Source organism: Curtobacterium sp. MCLR17_034 (assembly GCF_003234485.1).
Taxonomy (GTDB): Bacteria; Actinomycetota; Actinomycetes; order Actinomycetales; family Microbacteriaceae; genus Curtobacterium; species Curtobacterium flaccumfaciens.
Genome location: NZ_QKTH01000002.1, coordinates 133,150 through 159,046, shown reverse-complemented (window position 1 = coordinate 159,046; position 25,897 = coordinate 133,150). Strand labels below are relative to the sequence as shown.

Sequence of the window (25,897 nt, the reverse complement as noted above, 5' to 3'; positions counted from 1 at the left end):
ACCGCACTGCGGCCCGCGAACGCGCGTGGCGACGGACGGGAGGCCCGGCGCGCGGCCGCCACGCGCCTCCCGTCCGGCGCCCCGCCGGTCACAACACCCCACTCACGTCCGCCGAGCGGTCAGGAACCGTCGCCCGGCAGCCCCGCAACCGACGGTTCGCGACCACTCGGCGCCCCGCCCACGGGGTGACGTGACCGCACCACGGCCCGCGAACGCGCGTGGCGACGGACGGGAGGCCCGGTGCCCCGCCGCCACGCGCCTCCCGTCCGGTGTCCCCGCCGGTCACGACACCCCGCTCACCTCCACCGAGCGGTCACGCTCTGTCGCCCGGGAGCCCCGCAGCCGACGGTTCGCGACCACTCGGCACCCCGGCCACGGGGTGTCGTGACCGCGCGACGCGCCCGCCCCACCACCGCGACGGCGACGGTTCGCGACCACCCGGCGCTCCCGGCCGGGCGCGCCCACCGGCCCTAGCCCTTGACGGAGCGCGTCCGGCCGAGGGCGACCTCACGCCGGGCCCGTTCGAGGGCGAGCGCGTATGCCGCATCCGGGTCGTGCAGCAGCCGTTCGGTCTCGTGCACGTGCTCCCGGACGGCGTCGGTCCCCCGGTCGGCGGCCGCGACGAGGACCGGTCCGACGGTGTCTTCGCCGAGTCCCACCAGAGCACGCGACAGGCTGAGCCGACGCTCGCGGTCTCCGATGCCGAGCTGCACGGCGAGGGTCCGCGCGAGCGACGCCCGCTCGTCGTCCGGCACCAGTGCGACGGCCGTGCGCCAGGCGGCGCGGAGCACCTCGTCGTCGTGGTCCTCGAGCAGCGGGCGCACCGCCGGCCACGCCTCCGGGTCGCCGATCTTCGACAGGGTGTGGAGCGCCTGGCTGCGGGCCTGGGGTTCGGGGCGCTCGAGCTCGGGCAGGACGCGGGCGACGACGTCGTCGGCGGGGTGCCGGGTGAGCGCCCACGTCAGCATGTCGCGGACGAAGAAGTCCGGCTCGACGGCGCACTGTGCCACGAGCACCTCGAGGTCCGCGGGGTCCGGGGTGGTCCCCGCGGCCATCACGGCCTGCAGCCGGGCGGAGGATCGCGGATCGGCGAGGGCATCGGTGAGCGTGGTCATCCGTCCATCGAAGCCCCTCGCGCCGGGGCCGTGTCAAGCATCGGGGCATAGCGTCGGGAGACGTGCGGTTCGCTCCCACCGCACCTCCGACCACGAAAGGACCTCCGCATGCCCCGCATCGGTACCAGTGACCTGCACGTGTTCCCCCTCGCCCTCGGCGGCAACGTCTTCGGGTGGACGGCGGACGAGTCGACCTCGCACCAGGTCCTCGACGCCTACACCGCGGCCGGTGGCGACTTCATCGACACCGCGGACGTGTACTCGGCCTGGGCGCCGGGCAACTCGGGCGGCGAGTCCGAGCGGGTCATCGGTTCGTGGCTGCGCGCCTCGGGCAAGCGGGACGACGTCGTCATCGCGACGAAGGGCTCGCAGCACCCGGAGTTCCAGGGCCTCGCCGCGGGCACCGTCGCCGCCGCTGCCCGCGCGAGCCTCGAGCGCCTCGGCACCGACCGGATCGACCTGTACTACGCGCACTTCGACGACCAGTCGACCCCGCTCGAGGAGACCGTCCGCGCATTCGACCAGCTCGTGCAGGACGGCCTGGTCCGCTACACCGCGATCTCGAACTACTCGAAGGACCGCGCCGCGGAGTGGATCCGCATCGCGACGGAGAACGGCCTCGCCCAGCCCGTCGCCATCCAGCCGCACTACAACCTGGTCACCCGCCAGCCGTACGAGGCCGAGATCGCGCCGCTCGCGCACGAGCAGGGACTCGGCGTCGTGCCGTACTTCTCGCTCGCCGCGGGGTTCCTGACCGGCAAGTACCGCTCGAAGGACGACTTCGCGGGCAAGGACCGCGAGGGCCAGGTGTCCGGGTACTTCACCGACGAGGGGCTCGCCGTCGTGGACGCGCTGTCCTCGATCGCCGACGCACACGGCTCCGAGATCGCCACCGTCGCACTCGCCTGGCTGCAGGCGCAGCCCGACGTCGTCGCACCGATCGCGAGCGCCCGGAACACCGAGCAGCTGCCGGCGCTGCTGGCCTCGGCGGAGCTCGAGCTCAGCGCCGACGAGCTGCAGACGCTGTCCGACGTGTCAGCGAAGGTGCCCGCGAGCGCCTGACACCGGCGCATCTCAGCCGATGCGCGTGCATGTTCCGACATCCCACTCGTCGTTCGACGGGTGGGATGTCGTTCCTTGCACACGCATTCGCTGTGTGTGCATGTTGCGACAGAGCACCCGTCGATCACGGGGTGGATCGTCGCAGAACACGTGCGACCCGCGCCGACAGACCGCGCCTACGCCCCCGGCGCCAACGACCCGGTCAGCGGCTGCCCCGACGACCGCGTCACGAAGCACGCGATGAACCGGTCACCCTGGTCCCACGTCGCCTGGTCCGGCGCGTAGGAACCCTGCACCTGCACGTCGCCCACGGCAGCGGCGGCCGAGGCGTTCAGCGCCGTGTCGGACTGACACTGGTCGGCCGCCTGGGTCGCGAGGGCCTCGGCACCGGGGTAGGTGTCGCCCTCGACCGCGAGCCGTGCGGTCAGCTGCCCGATGTGCGGCGTCGCGCAGTCCACCACCGTGAAGGTCTGCGACCACGCGTTCGTGAACGGCGACAGGCACTCCCCGCCGGCCAGGTCGGTCCACGGGTGCTCGCCGGGCAGCGCCGGGGTCGTGGCGAACTGCAGCGTGGCGGCCGGCGCTGCGGCGTCACCCGGCTGCGAGGCCGACGCCGACGGCGCAGCGCTCGGTGTCGCCGGCGCCGACGAGGCAGCCACCGGCGACTTCGTCGGCACGGCCTGGTCGGCGATGTTGTTGCCGAGGATCCACTTCGACAGCAGGAACACCAGCACGATGAGCACGAGGATCAGCGCGATCGACCCGTAGATCAGCAGCTGCTTGCCGCGCTTGCCCTCGTTCCGCAGTCGCGCGAAGCCCTCGTTGATGAAGTTGTCGCGGTCGCCGGACTGCCGGTCCGGACCGCCGGCCGGCCGCCCAGCAGCAGCAGCGGGCGCGGGCGCGGGGGCAGCAGCAGGAGCGGCAGCAGCCGCGGGCACCGCAGCCGCCGGCATCATCCGCGTCCCGGTGTCCTCCGGGTCGTAGCCGGTCCCGCCGAGCTGCCCGACGGCCTCGGTGCCGAACAGGTCCTTGATGGCACTCGTGTCACTGGTCTCGCGGCCGTCCCACTCGGACTGGTCCAGGTCGTCCGGCGCCGCAGCGGGAAGGGACTCCGGCTGCGGACCGGTGTCGTTCCCACGCAGGCCGAGCACGGCGTCGAGGTCCTGCCCCACCGACGGCGGCAGGTGCGCCGGGTACTCCTGGGCACCCGCAGCCGGCTCGACGAGGGGCGGTGCCGCGGTCGGCGGCACGGTCGCGTCGGGCTCGGACCACCAGGGCGTCCCGGCCGCCGGCATCGCGGTGGTCGGGGCATCGGCCTGGAGGCCCTCGGTCGCGTCCGGCACGTCGTCTCCGGCGGGCGCACGGGGCACGTCCACGGCCTCGGTCGCCTCCGACGGAGCACCAGCAGCATCAGCGGCGGGAACGGCAGCCGGAGCAGCCGTGTCCGACACGGGCGCAGCCGGGACCGCCGGGGGAACAACCGGCGGCACGGGGACCGCCGGCGGCACCGGGTAGGTCCGCGGTGCCTGCGGCAGCCCGGAGGCCGGGGTGTCGACCTCGCCGGCGACGACCTCGTCCTCGTCGTCCAACTCGTCGGCGAGCGACCAGGACCCGGCGGACAGCGCGGTGGTGTCGAACGAGTCGGTGGTCAGCGTCGCCGGGACCTCGCCGGGCTCGTCGTCACCGATGGCCCAGTCGAACGGCCGGTCGTGCCCGCCCGTCTGCGTGGGGACCGGCCCGGTGCTGGTGATGCGCAGCAGGTCGGTGAAGGTCGGCGGTTCCTCGGTCGGCGGCAGCACGTTCTCGACGCCGAGGGGCTGCGGCGCAGCGGGAGCAGCAGCAGCGGGCGCCACGGACTCCGGGTGGTTGCCGGTCGCGCGGCCGAGCCAGTCGACGTCGGCGCGGCCCTCGCCGAACGGGTCGACGCGGCGACGCTCGTCCTCGATGGCCTTCGACGCGGCAGCTCGTTCGTCGCGGTGGGTCTGCGCCGTCGGCAGCACGATCGACGACGGGTGCGGTGCAGTGGAGTCCGGCGCGACGTCGGCGGCGGCCGGGATCCGGTCGTGCAGTGTGGAGCGCTCGTGCTCGACGACGGCGTCGGGGTTCTCGGAGGGTGCGAGCAGCTCGGGCGGCATCGAGATGGCCTGGGTCGCGCCGTCGTCGAGCGCCGGAGCGGCCGGCGCAGACGCAGCAGGAGCAGGAGCAGGAGCAGCAGCAGCAGCCTCGGCGCCCTCCGCCTCCCCCTCGGCCACGAACGGCTCCGGCAGCGGCGCGCCCGTCTCGCGGGCGGTGCGCTCGGCCTCGCGGCGCTCCCGCCGCGACGGCCAGTCCTCCTCGCCGCGCGGAGCCCCGAAGATGTCCGCAGCGCTGCGGAGACCGTGGAACGGAGCGTCCGATCCGGACGCACGCCGAGCCTCCAGGCCGTCGTCCCCGTCTGCCGGGCCGGCGGTGCCGTCGGGTTCGCGTGCGTCGTCCGGACGCTCCTCGGTCACGCGGTCAGCCCCAGATCAGCCAACCCGATGGCCGCGAAGTACGGGTAGCCGGCCGCCTCGATCGTCTCCTTGGCACCGGTGTCTCGGTCGACGACGACCGCGACGGCGGCGATGATCGCGCCCTCGCGCTCGAGCGCCTCGGCCGCCTTGAGCGGCGAGCCGCCGGTGGTGGAGGTGTCCTCGAGCACGACGACGCGCTTGCCCTTGAGGTCCGGTCCCTCGACCTGCTTGCCGCGGCCGTGGTCCTTCGGCTCCTTGCGGACGACGAAGGCGTCGTAGGTCAGGCCCTGGGCGGCGCCCTGGTGCAGGACGGCGCTGGCGATGGGGTCGGCGCCCATGGTCAGGCCACCGACTGCGGAGACGTCCGGCACCTGCTGCACGAGCTCGGTCATGACCTGCCCGATCAGCGGCGCGACGCGGTGGTCCAGGCTGACCTTCCGCAGGTCGATGTAGTACGTCGCCTTCTTCCCGCTGGTCAGGGTGAAGTCGCCGTGGAACACCGCTTCGGAGGAGATGTACTGGATCAACTGTTCGCGCGCGTCGGTCACAGCGCACAAGGGTAGTCGGTCGGGCCCGCAACGCGCTCCCCCAGCCTGTGGGTCTGTGCGTACCGGCACCGAGGCGGCCTCGGTACGCTCCGGGGCATGTCCCGAGCACCGCGTCGCCCCGCCGTGGAGCCGGCTCCGTCCGGCGGCCGCCGGACCGGTGGGGTGGCCGTCACGATCGGACGGGAGGCCCTGGGCGGCCTGGTCGCGCTGGCCCTGGCCGTCATCGCCCTGCGTCACGTCGTCGCGACGGAACGGGTGGCGTTGCTCTGGTACGACGGCGACTCGGTGCTGCTGCCGCTCGTCGAGCGCTCGCTGCAGGCCGGCCAGCCGTTCGAGTGGGCGATGTCGCCCGCACTGTTCTTCTTCCCCGAGCTGCCCGTGTACCTGTTCTGCTCGCTGGTGACCGGGACCCCGCAGCAGGCCCTGGCGCTGAACGGGGTGCTCGTGCTCCTCGCGGTCTACGCGCTGGTGCGTGCCGCTGCGAACGAACTGATGCCGTCCGCTGGGCGCCCCGCCCGGATCGCGGTGTCGGCGGGGGCGCTCGGCCTGGTCACGCTGCTCGTGCTGACCGAGTCGTCGGCGACCGCGACCTCGCTCGAGCTGGCGTCCCTGCTGCTGACCACGACCTACTACTACGGGGCCGTGCTGGCGATGCTCGGCACCGCGGTGCTGGTGCTGCGGGCGGTGCGCCTCGGCCGGGCGTCGGTGCCCCTGCTCGTGGTGCTCGGACTCGTCGCCGCGTGCACGACCGCGTCGAACCCGCTGTACGTGCCCTGTTCCGCCGCTCCCGTCGTCGTCACCCTCGGGCTCCTGGTGCTGGCACGGCGGGTGCCGTGGCGCCCCGCTGCGCTGCTCGCCGGTGCCGTCACGGTCGGATCGGTCGTCGGGTACCTGGTGCGGATCCCGCTCCGGCCGTTCGTCTCCCTCGACCCGGCGACGTACGTGCAGCCGTCGCGGGCCGGGGAGACCCTGCGGTTCTTCGCGGCGCTGACCGACGACCGGGCGGGCACGGCACCGGGCGACCTCGGGCTCCTGCTGCTGTTCGCCGGGGTGCTCGTCACCGTCGGCGGCACGGTCTGGGCCTGGCGGGTCCGCACCGCACGCACCGTGCTGGTCGCGACGGTGCTGCCGCTCGTGACCGTCGTCGCCGTGTCCGTCGGGGTCGTCGTCGCCGGGTCCGAGACCCCGCGCTACCTGCAGCCGATCGTGACGGCACCGCTGCTCGCGCTCGTCGCCGTGGCCGAGCTCACCCGCACCGCGGTCCGCCGCACCCGCGTGCACCGCCCGCACAGCGGGGTCCGGGCAGGGGTGGCGGTCGCGATGGCCGCCGTGCTCGCGACCGGGATCGCCGTGGCCCCTGGCACCGCCCACGCCGTGTCGACCGCGCGGTACCCGGCGGCCGCGTGCCTGGACCGCTGGGCCGACGGGCGCCAGGTCACCGGCGTCGGGCAGTTCTGGACGGTCCGGCCCCTCGCCACCTACGCGTCGACGAACGTCGGGCTGCTGCAGGTCCGCGACACCTTCGAGACGTACCCGTGGCTCGTCGACCTCGGGGCCTACCGCGACGCCGACCCGAGCTTCGTGGTGGTCGGGTCGCACGACCTCTGGACCACCGCGGTCGAGGACTCCCTCGGCCCCCCGGCGACGATCACCCACTGCACCGGGTTCGACGTCTACGACTACGCCGGCACCGCCGGGCAGGCGATCCTGCGGCGCGACGTCGTCGGGAGCGCCGACGTCATCCGGCGCGACCGCGGCTTCTGATCCACTGCTGAAGTTGTCCACAGCGGCGCGTTGCCGTCCGATGCTCGCTGTACGGATGTATAGGCTCGTGCTCGATGTCTCGTCCCACCAGCCCCCGCGCCCACCGTGTCCCCGTGCGCCTGCGCCTCGCCGTCACCGGCCTGGCACTCGCGGGCCTCGTCGGCACGGTCATCGCCGACGCTCCGGCCGCCCAGGCGGTGACCTACCCCACGTGGGACGAAGTGAAGTCCGCCCGCGGCAAGGAATCCGCGAAGCAGGGACAGATCACCGAGATCCGGGGCATCATCAGCGAACTCGACGCCAAGGTCGAGGCTGCCGAGGCGAAGGCGCAGAAGCTCGGCGACGTGTTCTACAAGGCACAGCGCAAGGCCCAGACCGCGGCCGAGAAGGAACAGCAGCTCCGCGCCGACGCCAAGGACCACGCGAAGGTCGCCGACCAGAGCGCCGCGCAGGCCGGGCAGTTCGCCGCGCAGATGTCCCGCTCCGGTGGCGCCGACGTCACCACCTCGGTGATCACCCAGGGCGAAGACGCCAGTGACCTGCTGTACAACCTCGGTGCGCTGAGCAAGCTCTCCGAGCAGGCCGAGCGCGTGCAGGCCGCCGCGAGCGCCGACGCCGCCGTCGCCAGCTCGCTCGAGGCACAGGCCGACCGCGCCGCCGAAGCACTGGGCGACCTCGCTGCCGAAGCCGAAGACCGCATGCAGGAAGCCCAGGCGGCGTCCGACGCCGTGCAGGCCGCCTACGACGAGCAGCAGTCGAACAAGGCCCGACTCGACGCCCAGCTCGCGACCCTGACCTCCGGCCGCGTCCGGACCGAAGCCGAGTTCGCCAAGGGTGAGCGCGTCCGCAAGGCGGCGGAAGAGAAGGCCGCACGCGAAGCCGCCGAGCGCGCAGCCGCCGCGCAGCGAGCAGCCGCCGCACAGGCCGCCGCGAACTCCGGCGGGGGCGCTCCGTCAGGCGGCGGCTCGACCGGCAGCAGCGGCTCGGGTGGCGGCGGTTCCGTCGGCGCGGGCTCCGGGACCGGCTGGGTCCGCCCGGCCAGCGGCTACGTCATCAGCCCCTACGGCTACCGCGTGCACCCGATCACCGGCGTCGTCACCATGCACGAGGGCACCGACCTGGCGAGCGGCTGCTACACGCCCATCGTCGCGGCCTCGGCCGGCACCGTCGACTACGTCGGCTGGTACGGCGGTTACGGCAACTACGTCCGCATCAACCACGGCGGCGGTGTGCAGACCGCGTACGGCCACATCGTCGACGGCGGCTTCCGGGTCGCCACCGGGCAGCAGGTCTCCGCGGGGCAGCTCATCGCGCTCGTCGGCTCCACCGGGGCGTCGACCGGCTGCCACAGCCACGTCGAGGTGCACATCAACGGCGCCACCACCGACCCGGTGCCCTTCATGTCCGCGCGCGGAGTCGCCTTCTAACCGACCGGCCCCGACTCTGGGTCGTCGATCTCGTCGTCGCCGGCGTTCCACAGCGCCCGGTACCACGCGGTGCGCTCCGGGTCGTCCGGCAGCCCGTACGCCCGGTGGAACAACGGCTCCCATCCGGGTCCGTAGTTCCAGCCGAGGGCCATCGTCGCCACCGCGATGTCGGCCCAGCGGTCCGCCACCCCCATCGCGTCCAGGTCGACGTGCCCGCTCCACCGCCGGTCCGCACCGATGAGCGTGTTCGGCGTGCACGGGTCGCCGTGACAGACGACGATCCGGTCACTCGTCGGCTCCGGACCGAGACCGCCCGGGCCTCGCTCGGCGTCGGCGGCAACGTCGGCGCTCGTCCCACGCGCGCGATCGAGCCGGTCCGCCGTGGACCACGTGAACGGGCAGTCGTCGACGGGCAACGTGTCGTGCAGCGCGCGCAGGCCCTCGCCCACCGCGACCACCGCGGTCCGGGGTTCGTCGTGCCAGCGCGGGTCGACGGCGCTCCACCCGGGCACGGCACGGGTGTGCAGCCAGACGCCGTGGTCGTCGATGCCGTGGTCGAGCACCTCGGGCACCCGGGCGTACCGGGACGCCCAGGTCAGCCGTTCCGCCTCACCGCTGATCCACGAACCGTAGGCGTGCGGCAGGACCTTCACGAACTCCTCGGCGCGCGCGTCCGGTCCGATCCGGAACGTCGTCCCGCCGATCTGGTTGTGCCAGACGAGCGCGACCTCACGCCCTCGCGCGACCTCGGTGACGATGCGCGGCACCGGGACGGTCTCGCCCGGCCGGGGCAGTCCACCGATCGAGCGCACCACGGCGACGCTCAGTGCACTCGGTCCGGGCGGGAGGACCCCGACCCACCACGGGCGATCTCGAGCAGCACGGGCAGGCGCTCACCGAGCAGGGCGTCCAGGTCGGCGGCCACGGCCTCGACCCGTTCGGTGATCTCCCGGGGCGCGGCACCCCGGCGCGGACGGACCCGCACCCGGATCGCCCGACCACCACGGACCCGGTAGACGTCGACGGCGAGGGAACCGACCTGGGGCATGTCGCCGATGGCCGAGGAGAGCGCGTGCTGCACGGCCGTGGACTCGATGCGCACCGAGCCGGCGACGCCGTCCGCCGAACCGTCGCTGTCCACGACGGTGCTCTCGCGGCCACCGCCGAGCGTCGTCAGCACGACGAGTGCGAGCACGCCGAGCACGACGCCACCGCCGAGCACACAGGTCCACGCGAACACCGAGTCGTCACGCGACGCCCCGGTGCCGAGTCCGGCGAGGGCATCGCCGACCGTGCGCCACCACGATGCGACGAGGGGCAGGCCCTGCGCGGTCTGCACCAGGATCGCGGCGACCCCGGCGACGAGCAGCACGAGCCCGAGCACGACGAGCGCCGTCCGGCCGAGCGCGCGGTTCGTGGCGTTCATCCGTCCACCCGTCCGGTCGGCTGCACCCGGACCCGTGCAGCGAGTGGCGGTTGCGCGTCGATCGCGGCGAACTCCCGCTCGACGGCCTCGGTCGCGGCGACCGCGGGGACGTCCACCCCGGCTGCGGGACGGAGCACGACGTCGACCGTGCGGCGACCGACGGTGCCCACGGCGGCGTCGGCGCCCAGACGGGTCGCGGATCGGGCGGCGCGGGCCGCAGCGGAGGCCAGGACCTCGTCGTCGACGACCACTGCGAGCCGGTCGGACGACATCACGTGCCGCGGACGGCGCTGGGGCAGGATCCCCTGCAGCAGGAGGACGAGGCCGATCAGGGCCACGACGGCGCCGATGCCGATCACGATGGTGGTGTCGAGGCCGTTCGGAGCGGCGAACGCGGCGTCGACCACGGCACGGGGGTCGACGCCCAGGACGTTCTGGTCGAGCAGGACGAGCGCACCGGCGAAGACCGCGGCGGCGGCGAGCACCAGGGCGATGAGCATCGCGACGACGACGGCACCGGAGCGGGAGACGTGGGTCTCGCGGCGCAGCAGGCGGCGGTGGGTGGCAGCGTGGTCCCCGGTGGGCGCGCCGACGAGGGGTGGAGCGGTCACCGGACCCTCCGCGGGGTGTCCACGACCGACGAGGCGAAGGTCACGGTCACGCGGGCGACCTGTCGGCCGGTGATGGCCCGGAAGCGCTCGGCGATCGTGCCGCGAGCCCGGTGCGCCGTGGCGACGACCGGTTCGTCGGGGAGTGCGTGCGAGCCCAGCACCGGCAGGGCGAGCGGGGCGGTGATCTCGACCGCCAGTGCACCGCGGCCGTCGTCGGCGACCCGGGCACGGACCTCCCGGAAGGCCACGCGCAGTGCTTCGGCGGCGACCGCCTGGGCGGTGTGCACCAGCGCCGACGTGCCGATGCGGTCGGAGCCGCGGAGCCGGACGCCGCTGTCGCCGGTCGTGGCGACGGCGGCGTCGCTCACGACGAGCTCCGGCGTCCGCGCAGCACGTCGAGCAGGCGACGGAAGTCGACGTCGCCCGTGACGATGCGCGCGACCAGTGCACCGACCGCCATGCAGACGGCGACGACGACGAACGCCCAGAACCCGAGCGTCACCGCGACGATCGCGAGCAGGGCGCCGGTGCCCATCCCGACGACGGTGGCGTTCACCGGACTCGACCGTCCCGGGTGTCGAACTCGTCGGCGACGCCGTTGAGTGCGGGGATGTTCACGTCGTTGATCGCGATGTTGACCTCGGTGACCTCGAGGCCGACGAGTTCGGTGACGGCGTTCGTGACGGCGGCGCGCACGGCGGAGGCGACCTCCATCATCGGCGTCGGGTAGTCGACGACGATGGTCAGGTCGACGGCCACCTGGGTCTCGCCGACCTCGACGCGGACGCCCTGACCGAGCGCGCTCGAGCCGATGGCGTCGCGGATGGCACCGAACGCCCGCGAGGCGTTGCCGCCGAGTGCGAAGACGCCGGGGACGTCGCGGGCGGCGATGCCCGCGACCTTCGCGACGACCGTGTCGTCGATGATGGTCCTGCCCTTGGCGGTGACCTGCGTCGTGGTGGTGCCGGCGGGCTGGGCGCTCCCGGCCCCGGTGCCGAGCGTGGCTCCGGTCGTGGTCCCGTCGACGCGGTTCGTCGTCGATGCCATTGCTGCCTCCGTGCGATCGATTGCTGGCCTCCAGCGAACACCATCGTGCCGTACGCCGCACAGGCGGCGCACGTCCCGCCCGCCCGTGCCGCTGGTCTCGCCGACCTCGTCGTCAGTCGGCACCGGTAGGTTCTTGTTCCATGCGCGTGGCGACCTGGAACGTGAACTCCGTCCGCACCCGAGTGGGTCGGATCGTCGACTGGCTGGTGCGTGAGGACGTCGACGTCCTCGGCATGCAGGAGATCAAGTGCAAGCCGGAGCAGTTCCCGGTCGAGCAGTTCGAGGCCGCGGGGTACCACGTCGAGGCGCACGGCCTGAACCAGTGGAACGGCGTCGCGTTCGCCAGCCGGCTGCCGATGGAGGACGTCACCCGCGACTTCCCCGGCCAGCCCGGGTTCCTGAAGGGCCACGAGGGGCCGGACCTGCCGGTCGAGGCCCGCGCGATCGGCGTCACGGTCGACGGCGTGCGGCTCTGGAGCCTCTACGTGCCGAACGGCCGCGAGCTCGGCGACCCGCACTACACGTACAAGCTCGACTGGCTCGCCCAGCTGGCCGACCGCACCTCGGAGTGGATCGAGGCGTCGCCGGAGACCCCGCTCGCACTGATGGGCGACTGGAACGTCGCACCGCTCGACCAGGACGTCTGGGACATGCGGGTCTTCGAGGGGTCGACGCACGTCAGCGAGCCCGAGCGGGCAGCGTTCCGCGAGTTCGAGGCGCGGGGCCTGCAGGACGTCGTGCGCCCGATCGTGCCGGACGGCTACACGTACTGGGACTACAAGCAGCTGCGGTTCCCGCGCAACGAGGGCATGCGCATCGACTTCGTGCTCGGCTCGCAGGCCTTCGCGGACGTCGTCACCGACGCGTCGATCCACCGGAACGAGCGGAAGGGCGACGCGCCGAGCGACCACGTGCCCGTGGTGGTCGACCTCGACCTGGACACGTCGCTCGACGACGACCGCCCGATGATCTTCTGATCGAAGTCGGGTCACCGGCCCGGATCGACGGCGCCCGTCCGGCTCTGTTACGCCCGGCGTCCGCCGTGATTGAGCCGTCCGTCACGCCGACGTAGGTTTCCTACACCGAACCCCTTCGAGAGCAGGTGAAGCCATGTCCCGCACGACGATCCTTCCCATCCAGCGCCTCATGGCGACCGCGGCCCCCGGTGCGTGGCGCGACGGCATCGTCGTCGAGACCCGCGCAGCCGACGCCGTGGTGCTGTTCCTCGACGGGAGCATCACCCAGCTGCGGGTGGCGGACGCCGACGGCGTCCTGTCGGTCGGCGAGCCGGTCGCCCACCACCCGGTCGCGGAGATCCTCAGCGCCGGCGGTCGACAGACCACGGCACGGGTCGCGTAGCGCGTACGCGTCGCGGAGCGCGCACGGAGCGGGTCAGGCCGCCATCGAGTCGAGCATCGCCTGGCACTTCGACACCATCTCGTCGCAGGCCATGGCGCAGTACCGGCACGACTCGTCCATGTCCTGGTGCTGGCGGCACTCGGCGGCACACGCGGTGCCCATCGCGACGACGGCCATGAGCATCGCCTGCATCGCGGCGGCGTCCATCCCCATCGGACGCATCATCATCCGCATCCCGGTGTCGGCGAGCATCGCGGTGTTCGAGCACATCGCGGCGCAGGTGGCCATCTCGCCGCCCATCCGCATGTCGGCCGCGGAGCACATCGTCGCCGCCATCGACGCGGCGTTCATCGCCATCATCGTGTCCTGCATCATGTCCATGTCCATCTCCATGGGCATGTCCGTCATCGACATGTTCTGCATCATCGCCATCGTGTCCATCGCCGGTCTCCTCGTCGTGGTCATCGGTCACGAGGCGGTCCGCCCCGCGTGCCCGCCAGGGTACGCGCGTGCCGTCCGCGCTTCGTGAGCAGGAATGGTCGGGTCGGCGGACACGACCCGACCTTTTCTGCTCACCATCCGCGGTGGTCACCACCACAGCCGGACGGGAGGCATGGTGCATCCCCGCCACGGGCCTCCCGTCCGCCCCGCGGCGCGTCCCGGGCGCGGAAGACGCCGGCGTGCGCGCACGACGCCCGCAAGTGCGCGAGACGCCGCCGAATCCGGCGGCGTCTCGGCGACATCGAGGCGTCTCGACAACACGACGGCGTCTTCCGGACGCACCACACGCCGGCGTCTCGGCGCGCTACGGGTGCAGCAGGGCGGCGATCGCGACGAGCACGGGCACCGAACCGAGCGTCGAGATCAGCACGACGTCGCGCGCCACCGGGACCGCTGCCCCGTACCGCTGCGCGTAGTTGAAGACGTTCTGCGCCGCCGGCAGGGCGCCGAGAGTGGTGAGCACGAAGACCTCCTGGTCGCCGAGCCCGAGCACGAACCGGGCGAACACGAACGCCACGGCCGGCATCACCACGAGCTTGATCGACGACGCCACGATGACGTCGGTCCGGATCGCCGGGTCCCGCAGCGGGGTCGCACCGTGCAGGCTCATCCCGAACGACAGCAGCACGACGGGCACCGCGGCCGCGCCCACGAGCGAGAACGGCTCGAGCACCGGGTCGGGCAGCGTGATCCCCGTCGCCGAGCACACGAGCCCGACGAGCGAGGCGATGATGATCGGGTTCCGGAACGGCCCCGCGATCCGTCGTCCCCACCCGCCGCCGCCCGCGGTCGCAGCGTCGAGGATCGTCAGCGCGATCGGGGCCATCACGACGAGCTGCAGCAGGATCACGGGCACGACCGCGGTCGCCTGGCCGAGGACGTACACGGCCACCGGCAGCCCGATGTTGTTCGCGTTCACGTAGCTCGACGCCAGGGCCCCGACGGTGGTCGTGGTGACGGGGCGGCGCAGCACGAAGCGGAACACGGCGGCGGCACCGAGGGCGACCACGGCGGCGCTCAGCAACGAGACCCAGAGCATCGAGGACAGCAGCGACGCGATGTCGGCGGTCGCGATGGTGTGGAACAGCAGGCACGGCATCAGCACGAAGAACGCGAGCCGGCTCATCACGAACTGCGCGTGCGGGCCCAGCAGGCCGATGCGTCCGACGACGTACCCACCGGCGATGATCGCGCCGATGATCGCGAAGCCGGTCAACACGCCACCCATCCCGTCCATCCTGGCACCTGCCGGCGGTGATGTGACGTCACTCAGGTCGGAAATGCGTACGCATCGAATACCGTTGAGCGCATCATGACCTCGACGAACGCCGACACCCTCACCCGGTCCACCGACTCCAGCCAGCCGCTCGTGCCGCTGCTCGAGGAGCGCTGGAGCCCCCGCTCCTACGACGAGACCGCGACGATCTCGGACGACCAGCTCGACGCCGTCCTCGAGGCCGCTCGCTGGGCCCCCTCGGCCATGAACTTCCAGCCCCGCCGCTTCATCGCCGGCCGCCGCGGCACCGAGACGTTCCGGAAGATCAACGAGAACCTGCTCGGCTTCAACGCCGCTTGGGCCTTCCGCGCCAGCGCCCTCGTCGTCGGCGTGCTCGAGACCGTGACCGCCGACGGCGAGGAGCGCCCCTTCGCGCAGTACGACCTCGGCCAGTCGCTCGCCGCGCTGACCGTGCAGGCGCACGCCGAGGGCCTGCACGCGCACCAGATGGCGGGCATCGACGCCGCCGGGCTCCGTGCCGCGTTCGACCTGCCCGAGCGCTTCCTGCCGTACACGGTCACGGCCGTCGGCACCGTCGCGCACCCGTCGCAGCTCGACGACAAGGCCGCCGAGCGCGAGGTCGCCCCGCGCACCCGCATCCCCCTCGACGAGGTCGTCCTCGTCAAGGAGTGATCACCGGCGGCACCGCCGCCCGCGATCGCCACGACGGCCGCGTCCCTGCGGGGGCGCGGCCGTCGGCGTACCATGACGTGACATGGATCAGCACCAGGACGACGCCCCGCCGGAGATGAACTTCTACACCCGGAAGTGGGTGCGACCGGAAGACCTCAACGCCAACGGCACCCTGTTCGGCGGCAGCCTGCTCCGCTGGATCGACGAGGAAGCCGCCGTCTACGCGATCATCCAGCTCGGCAACGGCAAGGTCGTCACGAAGTACATGTCGGAGATCAACTTCCTGTCCTCGGCGAAGGAGGGTGACATCGTCGAGATCGGCCTCGTCGCCACCCGGTTCGGCCGCACGTCGCTGACCATGCGGGCCGAGGCGCGCAACCTCTTCACGCACCGCAGCATCCTGACGATCGACGAGGTCGTGTTCGTGAACCTCGACGAGGACGGCAACCCGGCCCCGCACGGCTACACGGACATCACCTACGCGCGCGACCGGGTCCCCGCCACGCACCGCGCGTGACCCCGCAGACTTCGCGCAGCACCGGGGTGCCCGGATGGTCGCACCCTGCGGCTGGTCGGCGGGCTCTGGCAGGATCGGGGGCATGACCACGCCCCGCCTCGTCGCCTTCGACCTGGACGACACGCTCGCCCCGTCGAAGTCCTCCCTCGACCCCCGCATGCTCGAGACCTTCGCGTCCCTGCTCGAGGTCGTGCCGGTCGCGGTCATCTCCGGCGGCAACTTCACCCAGTTCGAGCAGCAGCTCGTCACCCCGCTCCGGCAGCGCGACGGCCTGACGCTCGACGCCCTGCACCTCCTGCCCACCTGCGGCACCCGGTACTACCGCTGGGAGGACCAGGACTGGGCGCTGCAGTACGCCGAGGACCTCACCGACGAGCAGAAGGACCGCGCCCTCGCCGCGGTCGAGGCCCGTGCGAAGGAAGCCGGGTACTGGGAGTCCGAGACCTGGGGCGCCATCCTCGAGGACCGCGGGTCGCAGATCACGTTCTCCGCCCTCGGCCAGTCCGCCCCGGTGGACGTCAAGAAGCAGTGGGACCCGACCGGCGAGAAGAAGGACCACCTGCGCCGCCTGGTGCAGCAGGACCTGCCCGACCTCGAGGTCCGCTCGGGCGGCTCCACCAGCATCGACATCACCCGCAAGGGCATCGACAAGGCCTACGGCATGCAGCGCCTCGCCGAGATCACCGGCATCGCGCTCGACGACATGCTCTTCGTGGGCGACCGGCTCGACCCCGAGGGCAACGACTACCCGGTGAAGGCGCTCGGCGTCCCCTGCCACGCGGTGCAGGGCTGGGAGGACACGGACGCGTTCCTGACGGAGCTCATCCCCACCCTGCGCTGACCGCGCGGCGGACGGGAGGCCCGTGGCGGGCCCGCACCGCGCCTCCTGTCCGTCCCCGGTCGCGTCGAGAGCCGCGAACGCGACCGACGCGGCGGCCGGGCGCTCAGCCCAGGCTGCGGACGGCCTCGACGAAGGCGCGGATCTTGGCGGGGTCCTTGACGCCACGCTCGGACTCGACACCGCTCGACACGTCGACGCCGTCGGGGTCGAGCGCCTCGACCGCGGCGACCACGTTGGCCGGGGTCAGCCCGCCGGCGAGGATCCAGGCCTCGTCCACGCCCTCGATCGTGGCCGGGTCGACGAGCCGACCGCTGCCGGGCACGGCGGCGTCGAGCAGCAGCAGGTCGTGGTCGAACGCGGCGCGCTGTTCGGGCGTCTCGCGCAGGTAGTCCTCGGCCGCGATGGCCCGGATGGTGAAGAAGCCGGCGTCGCGCGCGCGGGCGAAGTCGGACGCCGACTCGCCACCGTGCAGCTGCAGCGTCGTGAGTCCGACCTCGGAGGCGATGCCCACGATCTCGTCGATCTTCTGGTCACGGAAGACCCCGACGGCGTCGATGCCGTCCGGCACCCGCTCGACGAGTTCCTTCGCCAGGTCGGCGGTGACGGTCCGGGGGCTGCCCGCCGCGAAGACGAACCCGACGGCGTCGGCACCCGCGTCGACGGCGGCGTCCACGGTGTCGGGCGTCGACAGGCCACAGATCTTGATCCAGCGCTGGTCGGTCATGCTGTCCATCCTGCCAGGGTGCTCCGGTGCCCGGAGCACGGAGCCGCCGAGCGGGTCAGTGCAGGGCGCCCGCGACGTAGGCGGCAACGCAGGCCGCGGTGACGCCGAACGCCGCGAAGGACCCGACCAGGACGTTCCGCCGGCGCCAGCGACGCACCGCCGAGAACGTGCCGCGCTTGGCGTGCCGGTGCGCGGCGCGGTGCATGCGGTGGTCACGCTGGTGCTTCACGCGTTCCGGACCGAGCGGCACCGGGCCGGTGATCTGGGTGGAGCCGCCGCGCAGCGCGTTGGCGATGGCGACCGCGGTGGGCCGGCGCTCCGGGTCGCGGGCCGTCATCCGGCTGAGCAGCTCGCGCCACTCATCGGCGACGTCGTCCGGGATCTCCGGGTCGCGGCGGAGCCGGGCGAGTGCGGCCTCGATCAGGGTGCCGGAGTACTCCTGCCTGCCGGTCAGCGCCTCGAGCAGGACGAGCCCGAGCGAGTACACGTCGGTGGCGAAGCTGATCGGTTCGCCGGCGACCTGCTCCGGGCTGAGGTAGGCGGCGGTGCCGATGACCGTGCCGTCGTTCGTCAGGCGGGAACCGTCGACGAAGTGGGCGACGCCGAAGTCGGTGAGCTTGACCGTGCGGGCGAACCCGGACGAACCCTCGTCGCTGATCAGGATGTTGGCGGGCTTGACGTCGCGGTGCACGATGCCGCGGGAGTGCACGTAGGCCAGGGCGTCGGCGAGCTGCGCACCGAGGTCGGCCACCTCGTAGTTGTGCAGGGCACCCTCGGACAGGCGGCGGAGCAGCGTCGTGTCGGCGATGAGCTCCATCACGATGAACCGGTGCGGGCCGTCCTCGAACTCGTGGGTGCCGGCGTCGTACAGCGGGATGAGGCCCGGGTGGGAGAGCATGCTGAGCAGCCGGATCTCGCGCTCCTGGCGGACGCGGTCGGCGGTGGTCATCTTGTCCGGGGTCGCGAAGAGCTTCACGGCCACGGCCCGGTACGTGTGCTCGTCACGGGCTTCGTAGACGGATCCCATGCCGCCGGTGCCGATGAGCTTCACGAGCCGGTACCGCGCAGAGAGGACGGTGTCCGCCCGCGCGCTGTCCAGCAGGGTCATGGTGTCCGTCGTCCCGTCCGGAGCCCGTGGTTCCGCGGCGCCTGCCGGCGTGTGGGCTCAGGGGAAACGGTACGCGTCCGACTCTCGATCCGCATGGCCGTTACGACATCGTGATCGCCGTACTTCCCTGAGTTCCCGGGGATCGACGGGGTACAGTCCGACCTCCACCAGGACGAGGAATCGCGCAAGGAGGACAGCATGGCGTTGTCGAAGGGTGACGAGGTGCGCTGGAACACCTCGCAGGGCAGGACGACCGGCACGCTCGTGCGGAAGCGGACGAGCGACTTCGAGTTCGACGGGCAGCACTTCACGCCGACCGACGACGACCCGTACTGGATCGTCGAGTCGGAGAAGAGCGGCAAGCAGGCCGCCCACAAGGAGTCGGCGCTGACGAAGGCCTGAGGCTCAGTCGCGGGCGGGCTCGGCGCGACGACGACCCCGGGCACCGCCCACGGCAGGGCTGCCGGCCTCGTCGTCGTGGTCATCCCGGCCACCCGCACGCCGCTCGGCGCGGACACGGCGGACCCGGCGCACGACGAAGGTCACCACGACCGCGGCGATCGCGACGTAGAGCACGCGGTCGATCCACTCGGTGTACGCCTCGACCTGGTCGTACTGCGACCCGAACGCGGCACCGAGCAGCACGAGTGCACTGTTCCAGATGCCGCTCGCGATGATCGTGAACACCGAGAACGTGCCGAGGTGCATGCGGTCGGCGCCGGCCGGCAGCGAGATGAGGCTGCGGACGATCGGGACGAACCGGCCGAAGAACACCGCGCTCTTGCCGTGCCGGTGGAACCAGCCGGCCGCCTTGCGGAAGTCGTCCTCGTCGACGAGGGGCAGCTTGCCGAACCACCGTGTGGTGCGTTCGAACCCGATCTTCGCGCCGAGCCAGTACAGCACGAGCGCCCCGAGGTACGAACCGATCGTCGCCAGCACCAGGACCAGCACGAGGTTCATCTGGCCGGCACCCGCGAGGAACCCGGCCAGCGGCAGGATGACCTCGGACGGGATGGGCGGGAACACCGTCTCGACGAAGAGCATCAGCCCGACGCCCCACTCCCCCAGCGCGTCGATCAGCTGCAGCACCAGGCCGGAGAGGCCGCCGAGGTCCGACGGGGCGGTGGAGTCGCCACTGGCGACGGTCATGGCACGGGCGGTCACGGCAGTCGTCATGCCCCCAGCATCCCTGAACGCCCTGTCAGGACCCGGCACGCTCCCTGGGTGTCAGCCGAGTCCCATGTGGGCGGACCGGACGTGCGCGAGCGACCGGGCGAGCGCGCCGCGGGCGACGGCGTCGCGACCGACGGTCGACGGGGCGAACACCACCGGGTGCCGGAGCTGCGGCGTGACGATCTCGTCGAGCGCGGCGCAGAACACCTCGGCAGCCGGCAGGACCTCGCCACCGACGACGACGACCTCGGGGTCGATCGTCGTCACGAGCTGCACGACGCCGGGTGCCACGTCGGCCGCGAACGCACGGACGGTCTCGACGGCCGGCACCGAGCCCTGGGCCGCCGCCGCGAAGACGGACTCGAGGTCCGTGCCGGACGGGATCCGGGCCTCCAGGCGGGCGGGCGCGGCGGGCCAGCCGGTCGAGGCGATGCCGCCCATCTCGCCGGCCGCACCGCGCGCACCGCGTGCCAACGAGCCGTCGACCACCAGGGCGGCACCGATCTGCCGACCCATCACCAGGTACAGGGCATCCCGGACGCCGTGGAACCGCCCCCACCGCGCCTCGGCCGTGGCCGCCAGCTTGGCGTCGTTGTCGAAGAAGGTGGCGACCCCGGGGAAGAGGTCCTGGATCCGGCCGGGCACCCGCCGCTCGACCCACTCCGGCACCGCGACCGTGTAGTCGATCGCGCCGTCGCGGTCGACGACCGCCGGGACCCCGAACGTGGCACCGAGCACCGGCGCACCACCGGCGGAGCCGCCGACCGTACCGCCGACGGGCGCCGTCAGCCGACGAACGACGTCCTGCACGCTCGACCAGGCCTGTTCGGCGTCGGCGAGGTCGGTGTAGCGCTCCTCGACGCGGGCGAGCGTGACGCCGCGCAGGTCCGCGCGCACGCCGACGATCCCGTGCAGGCCGAGGTCCACGCCGAGCACGGAGCCGGCCGACGCGTCCGCGGCGAAGCGCTTGGCGCGACGACCGGCCTTGTTCGGGGTGGCGATCGCCTCGGCCTCGGTCACCCAGCCCTCGTCGACCAGGTCGGCGAGCGCCGCCTCGACCGTGGGGCGGGAGAGTCCGACCGTGCGCCCGAGCTCGGTGACCGTGCGGGAGACGTCATCGCGCAGGAGCTCGTCGAGGATCGCCCGCGAGTTCATCTGCCGCAGGACGCCGGGGGTCGTCCCCACGACACCGGGGGTCGTTGACACGGTCTGCTCCACGGTCATAGCCTCCACATTACGAAAGATCATTGAGGAATGGTGGCTCCGACATGCTCGTCCCACGACCGCGCCGCACCGCTCCCGGTGTCGGGGCCTTCGAGATCACCCCGTCGACCCGGATCGCCGCCGACCCGGCGAGCGAGTCCGTCCGACTGTACCTGCAGCAGACCCTGCGGGGATCGACCGGGTTGCCGGTGCGGGACGCCCTCGACGACACGGCACCGGGGGCCGGCACGATCGCGCTGCGCGTCGCCGACGACCCGTCCCTGCCCGCGGGCCCGACGACGCCGGAGGGCGACCGGGCGGAGTCGTTCCGCCTCACGGTGACGCCGGACGGCATCGACGTCGTCGGCGGCTCGCCCGCCGGGGTCTTCTACGGTGTGCAGGCCCTGCTGCAGCTGCTGCCCCCGGACATCTACCGCCGCGGCCGGGTCGCGACCGGTCCGTGGTCCGTCCCCGCCGTGGTCGTCGAGGACGCCCCGGCCTTCGCCTGGCGCGGCGTGATGCTCGACGTCGCCCGGCACTTCCGCACGAAGCACGAGGTCATGCGGGTCGTCGACCAGCTCGCCGCGCACCGGATCAACCGCCTGCACTTCCACCTCACCGAGGACCAGGGGTGGCGCATCGAGATCCGGAAGCACCCGCGCCTGACCGAGGTCGGGTCCTGGCGTCGGGAGTCCCAGGTCGGCGCGCACGTCGCCGGGCCGGACGGCACACTCGTCGTCGCCGGGTTCGACGGCCGCCCGCACGGCGGGTACTACACGCAGGACGACGTCCGCGAGATCGTGGCGTACGCGGCCGACCGGTTCGTCACCGTCGTCCCCGAGATCGAGACCCCCGGGCACGTCCGCGCGGCACTGGCGGCCTACCCGTCGCTCGGCGTCACGGGCGAACCGGTCGAGGTGTGGACGGAGTGGGGCATCGCCGACGACGTCCTGAACGCCGAGGACGCCACGATCGACTTCTTCAAGGACGTCCTGGACGAGGTCATCGCGCTCTTCCCCTCCGGCTACATCGGCATCGGCGGCGACGAGTGCCCGAAGGTGCAGTGGGAGACCGACCCCCGCACCCAGGAGCGCATCCGCGAGCTCGGGCTGCAGGACGAGGAACAGCTGCAGGCCTGGATCATCGGACAGCTCGCCGCACACGTCGAGTCGCACGGCCGTCGGGCGTTCGGGTGGGACGAGATCCTCGAGGGCGGCACGCTCGACCCCTCCGCCACCGTGGTCTCCTGGCGCGGGCTGACCGGCGCACGGACCGCCGCCCGCCGCGGGCACGACGTCATCTCGTCGCCGGACGACCAGGTGTACCTCGACTACCGCCAGAGCGACCTGTCGACCGAGCCGATCCCGGTGTCGATCGTGCTCACCGTCGACGACGTCTTCGCCTTCGACCCGGTGCCGTCGGGGCTCACCGACGACGAGCGCGCCCACGTCATCGGCGGCCAGGGCAACATGTGGACGGAGCACGTCGACTCCGCCCGTCGGCTCGACTACCAGCTCTTCCCCCGCGTCGCTGCCCTTGCCGAGGCACTGTGGTCGGCCGACGTCACCGGGCCGCGCGACCTCGCCGAGTTCCGCGGACGCCTGGCCGAGCACACCGCCCGGCTCGAGGCCATGGGCATCGAGTACCGGCACGAGGCCGGGCCGTTCCCGTGGGAGCAGCGGCCGGGCGTGCCGGGGCGCCCGCACTCGCGCGAGGAGCGTGCGGCGTACATCGACGCGGTGACGGCGAACATCGCAGACTGACCAATTGACATTTCACATGTGAGAGGTTCACACTGGGGAGGACTTCACGGAGGAGACCCCCATGCCACAGCGCAGCATCCCCGGCCTCGACGGGCTCGACATCGACGCACTGATCGGGGATCGACAGCCCGAGGCCGAGCTCGAGATCACCGTCGACTTCGTCCGGGGCCGGTCGGTGCTGATCACGGGCGCCGGCGGCTCGATCGGCAGCGAACTCTGCCGACAGCTCGTCCGGTTCGAGCCGGCGGAGATCATCATGCTCGACCGCGACGAGACCGCCCTGCAGCAGGTGCAGGTCTCCGTGGACGGTCACGGGCTCCTCGACACGAAGAACGTCGTCCTCGCCGACATCCGCGACGCCGACGCCATCCGCGACATCATGCTGACCCGCCGGCCCGACGTCGTCTTCCACGCCGCGGCGCTGAAGCACTTGCCGATGCTCGAGCAGTACCCGGACGAAGGCTGGAAGACGAACGTCCTCGGCACCCTGAACGTCCTCCGCGCCGCTGCTGCCGCGGGCGTGGGGACACTCGTGAACATCTCGACCGACAAGGCCGCGAACCCGACGAGCGTGCTCGGATCGACCAAGCGCATCGCCGAGCGGTTGACCGCCTGGACCGCCGCCGACACGGGCCACGACTACGTGTCGGTCCGGTTCGGCAACGTCCTCGGCAGCCGCGGCTCGATGCTCCCGCTCTTCGCGGAGCTGATCCGTGCCGGACGGCCCCTCACCGTCACCCACCCCGACGCCACCCGCTACTTCATGTCCATCCCCGAGGCGTGCCACCTCGTGATCCAGTCGGCTGCGATCGCCCACCCCGGCGAGGTCCTCGTGCTCGACATGGGTGCACCGGTCCGGATCCTCGACATCGCACGGCGCATGCTCCAGGCCACCGGCAGCCCGTCCGACATCGTGTTCACGGGCCTGCGGGCGGGCGAGAAGCTCCACGAGGACCTCATCGGACGTGGCGAGACCGAACGCCGCCCGGTACACCCCAAGATCACCCACACCTCGGTCGCCCCGATCGCGCCGTGCGACGTCGACGAGTGCGTCCCCGGTCAGGTCGACCCGTCGGCGCTCGCGATGGCCGCCTGACCGGCGCACGTCCGGCCCGCGACGCGACCGGACGACGGACGGGAGGCCCGGTGCCAGCTGGCACCGGGCCTCCCGTCGTTCCCGGGATCGCGTCGACTACGCGGCGACCGGTGCGCGCTGGCCCACCGTCTCGCCGGCCACGGCAGCCTCACCGGCCGCAGCGGCCTCGTCGACGGGGCGACGACGGACCCACTTCTTCAGGGCGACGAGCACCAGCGCGGACACCACGGTCCCCGCCAGGATCGCGACGACGAACATCAGGACGTCACCGATCGCGAAGAAGACGAAGATCCCGCCGTGCGGCGCTCGCGAGGTCACGCCGGCAGCCATCGAGATCGCACCCGTGATCGCGGCACCGACCATCGACGCCGGGATGACGCGCAGCGGGTCGGCTGCGGCGAACGGGATCGCACCCTCGGAGATGAAGGACGCACCGAGCAGCCACGCGGCCTTGCCGTTCTCGCGCTCCGGCTTCGTGAAGCCCTTGCGGTAGAGCACGGTCGAGGCGAGCGCGAGTGCGAGCGGCGGCACCATGCCGGCCGCCATGACGGCGGCCATGATCTCGAACGGCACCACGTTCGTGGCGGTCCCGGCACCGAGCCCGGCGACGGCGAACGCGTACGCCACCTTGTTCACCGGACCACCGAGGTCGAACGCCATCATCAGGCCGAGGATGATCCCGAGCAGGACGGCCGAGGCACCCGACAGGGAGTTGAGCCAGGCGGTGAGCTCGGTCATGACCCAGGCGATCGGGCCACCGAGCACCAGGAGCATGAGGCCCGAGGCGATGATCGACGCGAACAGCGGGATGATCACGACCGGCATCAGGCCACGCAGCCACCGCCAGGTCGGGATGCGCCCGATCCAGTACGCGGCGGCACCGGCGATGAGGCCACCGACCAGGCCACCGAGGAACCCGGCGTTCATGAACACCGCGATCGACCCGGCCACGAAGCCCGGTGCGATGCCCGGACGGTCGGCGATGGCGTAGGCGATGTACCCGGCGAGTGCTGCGACCAGGAACCCGAGCGACACCTGTCCGATCTGGAACGCGGCGGCGCCGAGGTAGTAGCCGAGGCCCTCCGGCGGCAGGTTCAGCAGCGTCGAGTTCGTCAGCGTGTAGGCGGCGTTGCTCATCCCCGAGTCACCGTGGTTCAGTGCGATGCCGTACCCGGAGAGCAGGAAGCCGAGCGCGATGAGCAGCCCGCCGCCGGCGACGAACGGGATCATGTAGCTGACGCCGGTGAGGAGCCAGCGCTTGAGCGACTGGCCGAAGTGCTCGTTCTTGGCGGTGGACTCGCCCTCGACGGCGGCACCACCCTGCACGCGTGCGGCGTGCGGGTCCTCCGAGGCGCGGATGGCCTCGGCGATCATCTTGTCGGGCTCGTCGACACCGCGCTTGACGGGTCCGGACACGAGCGGCTTGCCGGCGAACCGACCGCGGTCGCGGACGTCGACGTCGACCGCGAACACGACGGCGTCGGCACGGGCGATGAGGGCCGGGTCGAGGGGTTCGACCTGCGAGGACCCCTGCGTCTCGATGTGCATCTCGGCACCGGCACGCTGGGCGGCGGCGACGAGGGCGTCGGCCGCCATGTAGGTGTGCGCGATGCCGGTCGGGCAGGCGGTGACGCCGACGAAGACCTTGCGGCCCGCCTCCGGCGCGGTGGCCGGTTCGGAGGCACCGCTCGCCTTCCCGACGCCTGCCTCGGCCACTTCGCCGCTCACCTCGTTGTCGACCAACCGGACGATCTCGTCGGGGGTGGTCGCGGCACGGAGCGCGGCCGTGAAGTCCTCACGGATGAGCGCGCGGGCCAGGGTCGAGAGGACCGTCAGGTGGTCCTTGTCCGCCCCCTCGGGCACGGCGATCATGAAGACGATGTCGGCGTCGCCGTCCGGGGCGCCGAACGGCACCTTCCGGGCCAGGCGCGAGAACGCCAGCGTCGGCTCGGACACCGACGCCGACCGGGCGTGCGGGATGGCGATGCCACCGGGGACGCCCGTTCCGACGCTCGCCTCGCGCTTGATGGCGTCGTCGGCGAGCGTCGCACCGTCGGCGGCGCGGCCGGTCGCGGCGACGCGGTCGGCGAGCACCCGGATGACGTCGGTCGACGTGGCGCCGAGGTCCTCGTCGAGGCCGACGAGCTGTGCGCTGATGAGGCGCGGACTCGAGTCTGCGGACATGTGCTTGCTCCTTCGCAATGGCGCTGA

General features: G+C 72.5%; 28 protein-coding genes. 12 read left to right on the top strand and 16 right to left on the bottom strand.

The window, feature by feature from the left end; translation table 11 throughout:
- Window positions 1–470: 470 nt before the first annotated feature.
- Window positions 471–1,115: a HEAT repeat domain-containing protein gene (locus DEI98_RS03260; RefSeq protein ID WP_111099882.1), complete on the bottom strand. Its 645-nt coding sequence runs from the start codon at window positions 1,113–1,115 to the stop codon at window positions 471–473.
- Window positions 1,116–1,223: 108 nt separating this feature from the next.
- Between DEI98_RS03260 and DEI98_RS03255 the strand changes: the two genes are divergently transcribed.
- The gene (locus tag DEI98_RS03255; RefSeq protein WP_111099881.1) at window positions 1,224–2,177 is read left to right on the top strand and encodes an aldo/keto reductase; all 954 of its coding nucleotides are present in this window, start codon (window positions 1,224–1,226) and stop codon (window positions 2,175–2,177) included.
- 176 nt (window positions 2,178–2,353) lie between these two features.
- Here the strand turns inward: DEI98_RS03255 and DEI98_RS03250 are convergent, their stop codons facing one another.
- A complete protein-coding gene (locus DEI98_RS03250) occupies window positions 2,354–4,669 on the bottom strand; it encodes a septum formation family protein (protein ID WP_111099880.1) in 2,316 nt (771 codons plus the stop codon).
- A complete protein-coding gene (pyrE, locus tag DEI98_RS03245; RefSeq protein WP_111099879.1) occupies window positions 4,666–5,217 on the bottom strand; it encodes an orotate phosphoribosyltransferase in 552 nt (183 codons plus the stop codon). Before pyrE ends, DEI98_RS03250 begins: the two co-directional genes overlap by 4 nt.
- Before the next feature lie 96 nt (window positions 5,218–5,313).
- On the opposite strand from pyrE, the gene DEI98_RS03240 reads away from it, so the two are divergent.
- Both DEI98_RS03240 and DEI98_RS03235 read left to right on the top strand, forming a co-directional pair.
- Entirely contained in the window at window positions 5,314–6,981 is a 1,668-nt protein-coding gene (locus DEI98_RS03240) for a hypothetical protein (RefSeq protein ID WP_146243396.1), read from the top strand.
- Between the two features lie 74 nt (window positions 6,982–7,055).
- The gene (locus DEI98_RS03235; protein WP_111099877.1) at window positions 7,056–8,408 is read left to right on the top strand and encodes a M23 family metallopeptidase; all 1,353 of its coding nucleotides are present in this window, start codon (window positions 7,056–7,058) and stop codon (window positions 8,406–8,408) included.
- Here DEI98_RS03235 and DEI98_RS03230 read toward each other — a convergent pair.
- Genes DEI98_RS03230 through DEI98_RS03205 form a run of 6 tightly spaced genes read right to left on the bottom strand, consistent with a single transcriptional unit; the run spans window position 8,405 to window position 11,492 of the window.
- Window positions 8,405–9,223 carry an aminoglycoside 3'-phosphotransferase gene (locus tag DEI98_RS03230; protein WP_111099876.1) on the bottom strand — a complete coding sequence of 273 codons (819 nt, stop codon included), beginning with the start codon at window positions 9,221–9,223 and terminating at the stop codon, window positions 8,405–8,407. The two genes, DEI98_RS03235 and DEI98_RS03230, sit on opposite strands and share 4 nt — an antisense overlap.
- Before the next feature lie 8 nt (window positions 9,224–9,231).
- The gene (locus tag DEI98_RS03225) at window positions 9,232–9,834 is read right to left on the bottom strand and encodes a hypothetical protein (RefSeq protein ID WP_111099875.1); all 603 of its coding nucleotides are present in this window, start codon (window positions 9,832–9,834) and stop codon (window positions 9,232–9,234) included.
- Window positions 9,831–10,445, bottom strand: a complete 615-nt coding sequence (locus tag DEI98_RS03220) for a hypothetical protein (protein ID WP_111099874.1) — start codon at window positions 10,443–10,445, stop codon at window positions 9,831–9,833. The genes DEI98_RS03225 and DEI98_RS03220 overlap by 4 nt, the downstream gene beginning before the upstream one ends.
- Entirely contained in the window at window positions 10,442–10,813 is a 372-nt protein-coding gene (locus tag DEI98_RS03215) for a hypothetical protein (RefSeq protein WP_111099873.1), read from the bottom strand. Before DEI98_RS03215 ends, DEI98_RS03220 begins: the two co-directional genes overlap by 4 nt.
- The gene (locus DEI98_RS03210; protein ID WP_027464859.1) at window positions 10,810–11,001 is read right to left on the bottom strand and encodes a DUF2273 domain-containing protein; all 192 of its coding nucleotides are present in this window, start codon (window positions 10,999–11,001) and stop codon (window positions 10,810–10,812) included. The genes DEI98_RS03215 and DEI98_RS03210 overlap by 4 nt, the downstream gene beginning before the upstream one ends.
- Window positions 10,998–11,492: an Asp23/Gls24 family envelope stress response protein gene (locus DEI98_RS03205; RefSeq protein ID WP_110864247.1), complete on the bottom strand. Its 495-nt coding sequence runs from the start codon at window positions 11,490–11,492 to the stop codon at window positions 10,998–11,000. Before DEI98_RS03205 ends, DEI98_RS03210 begins: the two co-directional genes overlap by 4 nt.
- Before the next feature lie 140 nt (window positions 11,493–11,632).
- On the opposite strand from DEI98_RS03205, the gene DEI98_RS03200 reads away from it, so the two are divergent.
- On the top strand, window positions 11,633–12,469 hold the full coding sequence (locus DEI98_RS03200; RefSeq protein WP_110864246.1) for an exodeoxyribonuclease III: 837 nt from the start codon (window positions 11,633–11,635) through the stop codon (window positions 12,467–12,469).
- Window positions 12,470–12,602: 133 nt separating this feature from the next.
- Complete coding sequence (locus DEI98_RS03195) at window positions 12,603–12,851, top strand: hypothetical protein (protein WP_027464862.1); 249 nt, start codon at window positions 12,603–12,605, stop codon at window positions 12,849–12,851.
- A gap of 33 nt (window positions 12,852–12,884) precedes the next feature.
- On the opposite strand, the gene DEI98_RS03190 is transcribed toward DEI98_RS03195, so the two are convergent.
- On the bottom strand, window positions 12,885–13,232 hold the full coding sequence (locus tag DEI98_RS03190) for an aldehyde dehydrogenase (protein ID WP_228513518.1): 348 nt from the start codon (window positions 13,230–13,232) through the stop codon (window positions 12,885–12,887).
- Between DEI98_RS03190 and DEI98_RS18485 the strand changes: the two genes are divergently transcribed.
- On the top strand, window positions 13,231–13,380 hold the full coding sequence (locus DEI98_RS18485) for a hypothetical protein (RefSeq protein WP_171907773.1): 150 nt from the start codon (window positions 13,231–13,233) through the stop codon (window positions 13,378–13,380). The two genes, DEI98_RS03190 and DEI98_RS18485, sit on opposite strands and share 2 nt — an antisense overlap.
- A 276-nt stretch (window positions 13,381–13,656) precedes the next feature.
- Here DEI98_RS18485 and DEI98_RS03185 read toward each other — a convergent pair whose 3' ends face one another.
- A complete protein-coding gene (locus DEI98_RS03185; protein ID WP_111099872.1) occupies window positions 13,657–14,580 on the bottom strand; it encodes an AEC family transporter in 924 nt (307 codons plus the stop codon).
- Between the two features lie 84 nt (window positions 14,581–14,664).
- Here DEI98_RS03185 and DEI98_RS03180 point away from each other — a divergent pair, with 84 nt between their 5' ends.
- The 3 genes from DEI98_RS03180 to DEI98_RS03170 all read left to right on the top strand — a co-directional run bounded on the left by DEI98_RS03180 (window position 14,665) and on the right by DEI98_RS03170 (window position 16,619).
- Window positions 14,665–15,261: a nitroreductase family protein gene (locus DEI98_RS03180; protein WP_111099871.1), complete on the top strand. Its 597-nt coding sequence runs from the start codon at window positions 14,665–14,667 to the stop codon at window positions 15,259–15,261.
- Window positions 15,262–15,343: 82 nt separating this feature from the next.
- Complete coding sequence (locus DEI98_RS03175) at window positions 15,344–15,778, top strand: acyl-CoA thioesterase (RefSeq protein ID WP_017886352.1); 435 nt, start codon at window positions 15,344–15,346, stop codon at window positions 15,776–15,778.
- Window positions 15,779–15,860: 82 nt separating this feature from the next.
- On the top strand, window positions 15,861–16,619 hold the full coding sequence (locus DEI98_RS03170) for an HAD-IIB family hydrolase (protein ID WP_071404337.1): 759 nt from the start codon (window positions 15,861–15,863) through the stop codon (window positions 16,617–16,619).
- A 103-nt stretch (window positions 16,620–16,722) separates the two neighbouring features.
- On the opposite strand, the gene DEI98_RS03165 is transcribed toward DEI98_RS03170, so the two are convergent.
- Window positions 16,723–17,343: a phosphoribosylanthranilate isomerase gene (locus tag DEI98_RS03165; protein ID WP_111099870.1), complete on the bottom strand. Its 621-nt coding sequence runs from the start codon at window positions 17,341–17,343 to the stop codon at window positions 16,723–16,725.
- Between the two features lie 55 nt (window positions 17,344–17,398).
- Window positions 17,399–18,451 carry a serine/threonine-protein kinase gene (locus tag DEI98_RS03160; protein WP_111099869.1) on the bottom strand — a complete coding sequence of 351 codons (1,053 nt, stop codon included), beginning with the start codon at window positions 18,449–18,451 and terminating at the stop codon, window positions 17,399–17,401.
- 198 nt (window positions 18,452–18,649) lie between these two features.
- On the opposite strand from DEI98_RS03160, the gene DEI98_RS03155 reads away from it, so the two are divergent.
- A complete protein-coding gene (locus tag DEI98_RS03155) occupies window positions 18,650–18,853 on the top strand; it encodes a DUF2945 domain-containing protein (RefSeq protein ID WP_111099868.1) in 204 nt (67 codons plus the stop codon).
- 3 nt (window positions 18,854–18,856) lie between these two features.
- Here the strand turns inward: DEI98_RS03155 and DEI98_RS03150 are convergent, their stop codons facing one another.
- Together DEI98_RS03150 and DEI98_RS03145 are read right to left on the bottom strand one after the other, a co-directional pair.
- Complete coding sequence (locus tag DEI98_RS03150; RefSeq protein ID WP_239001398.1) at window positions 18,857–19,627, bottom strand: DedA family protein; 771 nt, start codon at window positions 19,625–19,627, stop codon at window positions 18,857–18,859.
- A gap of 51 nt (window positions 19,628–19,678) precedes the next feature.
- Window positions 19,679–20,830, bottom strand: coding sequence for an ROK family transcriptional regulator (locus tag DEI98_RS03145; RefSeq protein ID WP_181437909.1), 1,152 nt, complete (start codon window positions 20,828–20,830; stop codon window positions 19,679–19,681).
- Between the two features lie 62 nt (window positions 20,831–20,892).
- Between DEI98_RS03145 and DEI98_RS03140 the strand changes: the two genes are divergently transcribed.
- On the top strand, window positions 20,893–22,590 hold the full coding sequence (locus DEI98_RS03140) for a beta-N-acetylhexosaminidase (RefSeq protein WP_111099865.1): 1,698 nt from the start codon (window positions 20,893–20,895) through the stop codon (window positions 22,588–22,590).
- A 61-nt stretch (window positions 22,591–22,651) separates the two neighbouring features.
- Window positions 22,652–23,686, top strand: coding sequence for a UDP-N-acetylglucosamine 4,6-dehydratase family protein (locus DEI98_RS03135; protein ID WP_110864239.1), 1,035 nt, complete (start codon window positions 22,652–22,654; stop codon window positions 23,684–23,686).
- Window positions 23,687–23,782: 96 nt separating this feature from the next.
- On the opposite strand, the gene DEI98_RS03130 is transcribed toward DEI98_RS03135, so the two are convergent.
- Window positions 23,783–25,870, bottom strand: coding sequence for a fructose-specific PTS transporter subunit EIIC (locus DEI98_RS03130; RefSeq protein WP_111053861.1), 2,088 nt, complete (start codon window positions 25,868–25,870; stop codon window positions 23,783–23,785).
- Window positions 25,871–25,897: the final 27 nt, after the last annotated feature.

Coding starts and splice junctions, on each gene's coding strand:
- DEI98_RS03260 (WP_111099882.1), bottom strand. CDS start 1,115: ATGACCACGCTCACCGATGCCCTCGCCGATCCGCGATCCTCCGCCCGG.
- DEI98_RS03255 (WP_111099881.1), top strand. CDS start 1,224: ATGCCCCGCATCGGTACCAGTGACCTGCACGTGTTCCCCCTCGCCCTC.
- DEI98_RS03240 (WP_146243396.1), top strand. CDS start 5,314: ATGTCCCGAGCACCGCGTCGCCCCGCCGTGGAGCCGGCTCCGTCCGGC.
- DEI98_RS03235 (WP_111099877.1), top strand. CDS start 7,056: ATGTCTCGTCCCACCAGCCCCCGCGCCCACCGTGTCCCCGTGCGCCTG.
- DEI98_RS03225 (WP_111099875.1), bottom strand. CDS start 9,834: ATGAACGCCACGAACCGCGCGCTCGGCCGGACGGCGCTCGTCGTGCTC.
- DEI98_RS03205 (WP_110864247.1), bottom strand. CDS start 11,492: ATGGCATCGACGACGAACCGCGTCGACGGGACCACGACCGGAGCCACG.
- DEI98_RS03200 (WP_110864246.1), top strand. CDS start 11,633: ATGCGCGTGGCGACCTGGAACGTGAACTCCGTCCGCACCCGAGTGGGT.
- DEI98_RS03195 (WP_027464862.1), top strand. CDS start 12,603: ATGTCCCGCACGACGATCCTTCCCATCCAGCGCCTCATGGCGACCGCG.
- DEI98_RS18485 (WP_171907773.1), top strand. CDS start 13,231: ATGTCCATCTCCATGGGCATGTCCGTCATCGACATGTTCTGCATCATC.
- DEI98_RS03190 (WP_228513518.1), bottom strand. CDS start 13,232: ATGGACATGATGCAGGACACGATGATGGCGATGAACGCCGCGTCGATG.
- DEI98_RS03185 (WP_111099872.1), bottom strand. CDS start 14,580: ATGGGTGGCGTGTTGACCGGCTTCGCGATCATCGGCGCGATCATCGCC.
- DEI98_RS03180 (WP_111099871.1), top strand. CDS start 14,665: ATGACCTCGACGAACGCCGACACCCTCACCCGGTCCACCGACTCCAGC.
- DEI98_RS03175 (WP_017886352.1), top strand. CDS start 15,344: ATGGATCAGCACCAGGACGACGCCCCGCCGGAGATGAACTTCTACACC.
- DEI98_RS03170 (WP_071404337.1), top strand. CDS start 15,861: ATGACCACGCCCCGCCTCGTCGCCTTCGACCTGGACGACACGCTCGCC.
- DEI98_RS03165 (WP_111099870.1), bottom strand. CDS start 17,343: ATGACCGACCAGCGCTGGATCAAGATCTGTGGCCTGTCGACGCCCGAC.
- DEI98_RS03160 (WP_111099869.1), bottom strand. CDS start 18,451: ATGACCCTGCTGGACAGCGCGCGGGCGGACACCGTCCTCTCTGCGCGG.
- DEI98_RS03155 (WP_111099868.1), top strand. CDS start 18,650: ATGGCGTTGTCGAAGGGTGACGAGGTGCGCTGGAACACCTCGCAGGGC.
- DEI98_RS03150 (WP_239001398.1), bottom strand. CDS start 19,627: ATGACGACTGCCGTGACCGCCCGTGCCATGACCGTCGCCAGTGGCGAC.
- DEI98_RS03140 (WP_111099865.1), top strand. CDS start 20,893: ATGCTCGTCCCACGACCGCGCCGCACCGCTCCCGGTGTCGGGGCCTTC.
- DEI98_RS03135 (WP_110864239.1), top strand. CDS start 22,652: ATGCCACAGCGCAGCATCCCCGGCCTCGACGGGCTCGACATCGACGCA.
- DEI98_RS03130 (WP_111053861.1), bottom strand. CDS start 25,870: ATGTCCGCAGACTCGAGTCCGCGCCTCATCAGCGCACAGCTCGTCGGC.